3 protein-coding genes are annotated in these 2,624 nt (G+C 58.1%); all 3 read right to left on the bottom strand.

Annotation, left to right across the window (positions count from 1 at the left end; translation table 11 throughout):
- A partial coding sequence (locus HKN37_07575; protein NNE46504.1) for a hypothetical protein occupies positions 1-479 on the bottom strand: 479 nt, incomplete at its 3' end.
- Position 480: 1 nt separating this feature from the next.
- The gene (locus tag HKN37_07570; GenBank protein ID NNE46503.1) at positions 481-1,677 is read right to left on the bottom strand and encodes a hypothetical protein; all 1,197 of its coding nucleotides are present in this window, start codon (positions 1,675-1,677) and stop codon (positions 481-483) included.
- Positions 1,678-1,899: 222 nt separating this feature from the next.
- Positions 1,900-2,624: T9SS type A sorting domain-containing protein (locus tag HKN37_07565; GenBank protein NNE46502.1), on the bottom strand; the 725-nt coding region annotated here is incomplete at its 5' end.

Raw genomic sequence — 2,624 nt, 5'->3', positions numbered from 1 at the left:
ATCGAGTCCTTCTCGCGAGCGTGAATCATGAACAGCTGCTGATCCTGCCACTCGGCGCTGATGTACATGTTTTGACGCCACTTCTCGGTCTTGAAGAGGATATCGCCAACCGGACTTGAGACCGCTTGCTCGTAGGCTTGAGTCGCATCTTCCAGCGTCGTGTAAATACGCGTGAGCCACCCCGTGAATTGCAGCGACATCTGTGTGAGATCTGATGCAGCCGTTCTCACAAGGTGCGCACTCTGCGCCCGGTGCACATACTTCCGGAGATCATCCGGGCCCAGGCCAAAGTCCCTCGCGGTCATGACAATGGAATCCCGTGTCATGGCTTCCTCATCCCACGCAATATCCTCTTCAAACGCATCGCTCTGATCGGCCGCCATGAGACTGCCGGCATCTCGTAAGACCTCTGCATCGAGGTCCTCGAATGCCGACACCGCATCCTCGAGTTCTCTCGTGCGCTTTCTTTCCAGTTCCATGCTAAATCACCTGAAGCGCATATGAAATCAAACCTGCTACGATTCCGGCCGCGGCGGCAATCCCGATCGTCCGACCCTTCCGCAGTCGCTGATCATACTTGATATCGCTCTTCGGAAACAGCGCTTCGTACATTTCGATCCCATGATCCAGGAGGGATCGGGCCACATCTCCGCTGTCTTTGTCGGTAAACCGGCTTTGCTCTTTCCACATTCGATGTATCTCGGATACATGCTCGTCGGCGGCCTTTATAGCCGATTCCAGACCCGACAACGCCTTGTGTGCGTTCGCGGCGGGTGACAGGAGCGTCCGGGTAGCTTGATATCCGGGCGGACCCTCATGCGTACTACCCGGGCCGCCGTACGAGGTATAGTGATACCTGGAACGCGATCGGCGGATCTGCCGAAATACATTCGGAGTCGCTCGACGTCGCAGCAGGCCAACGTCTCTTTTCGCCGAGATGATTCTGTGCTGGGCCAGCGCCGTGTCGTTCCACGCATCCATAGCCGCAAACACTTCCGTGTCAGTTGGTTTTTCGTCGGAGCCTTCGTACACCGTCTCCCACACCCTGATCCTGTCGTCTTCTACTGGTTTTACTTTGAGGTGAGCCGTCGCTGCATCGTACAGCTCTCCTTCATTTGTCGAAGCGAGAGTAGATGAGACCTCCCGCCCAGCGCTCGATGCTTTCTCCGAATGAAACGTGAAGTCGTGGCTGGTGTGTGTGTACACTTGACGCGTATGCGCTTGCCGTCGTCCTTTCGCGTCGGTTGTGTAATACGTCTCGGTCCGATAGTGATCGTGTCTGCCGTACGACCATGTCTCGTCCAGGAGTCGACAGACCGATGCCAGCGCATGGTTCAGCCTGTTGTGATCTCGCAATTCCTCTGACAGCACGGAGGCGGCCTCTTGAAAGGTCTCGATGTGCTCGCCGAGCAGGGGACGCTCCAGCTCTTTGAGCATGGTATCATCTGTATTCGTTGCTCGCGCATGGTTCCATGCGCTCGTGATCGTATTGGTGATGTCGTGGGCTGCACCGAAGTATCTGACGGCGGCCTCGCTCTGATCAACGGTTTCAACGCGGGACGGCAGAGCCGGAATTACGGCAGCCTTGCGCCGTTGCAGCACGTGCGTGATCACACCCGCCGCGGCCGCAGCGAACAGTCCGATCAAGACCGATAAGAGAGCCGGATTTTCGAGCATGTCACTCGTTTCCGCGTTGTTGGGTGTACGTGAAAAGCAAATGCGCCGTGCGCCGGATGGCTTATCAGTACGCTGGAAGCAAAACGAACTCAGATCACCTCGCGATCCCCAAAGTAACAGACTGCAGCGCCAAATATCGCGCAGTCGTGGTGAAACTACACGTCTGCATCGCCCGGCGGTTGACGCGGTCTGGCCAGAATTTCGGGATCGCCAACCGGCGGACTAGCGCGCGAGGACTATGGTTTCCATCGTCGCCGCCGTCTTCCCTCTAGCCGTCGTCGCAACTCGCAAGAAGTACAGACCCGAGGGCAGATTGGCGGACCTCAACTCGATACGCCTGTTGGCTCCCGGAAGAAAACGGGTCGGACCGATCCGATCCACAATCCGACCGAGCACATCAAAGACCTTTACCTCGACGACGGATATCTCCTCCAACTCTACAACGATATGAGCCCGTGATCGAAAGGGGTTCGGGTATACCGACGTGACCCTGAACGTCGGGCCTGCGGCGTCGTCGTCGATTCCCGTGACGACCGCCGGAATCGCGACGCCACCGGTGCGGTCGGCAGCCATCAGCGAGACCGATCGATCCGTGACGCCGGCCGGCGGATCCAGGTAGCCGGTTGCGACGATGGGCAGGACGGAACCGGGAGCATCGCCGACCGCGAGACGAAACGAGTCGATCAGATGACCGTCCGCATCGCGCCGGACATGAACAACGTGCTCGCCGCTCGACACGACCCCCGTCCCGTGTTGACCATATTCAACCGCGTTCACGACCATGCCGGATCCGACCTGAAAATCAAGCGCAGGCCCGTCCTGAACAGCATTGACCACGGCGATGTGTTGATCTGCAGAAGACTTCGCGGTGGCGGATCCGCTGACGTCAACAATCGCAAGTGGTCGCTCGTTGCTAACGGGCTCGCCGATGAAGACAAGCACATAGT

The organism is Rhodothermales bacterium (genome assembly GCA_013002345.1).
GTDB lineage: Bacteria > Bacteroidota > Rhodothermia > Rhodothermales > JABDKH01 > JABDKH01.
Note: the sequence above shows the minus strand (reverse complement) of the source record. Positions and strands in the feature narration are given on the sequence as shown.

Bases quoted from the DNA above. Each gene is read 5' to 3' on its own strand.
- HKN37_07570 (NNE46503.1), bottom strand. From the start codon at position 1,677: ATGCTCGAAAATCCGGCTCTCTTATCGGTCTTGATCGGACTGTTCGCT.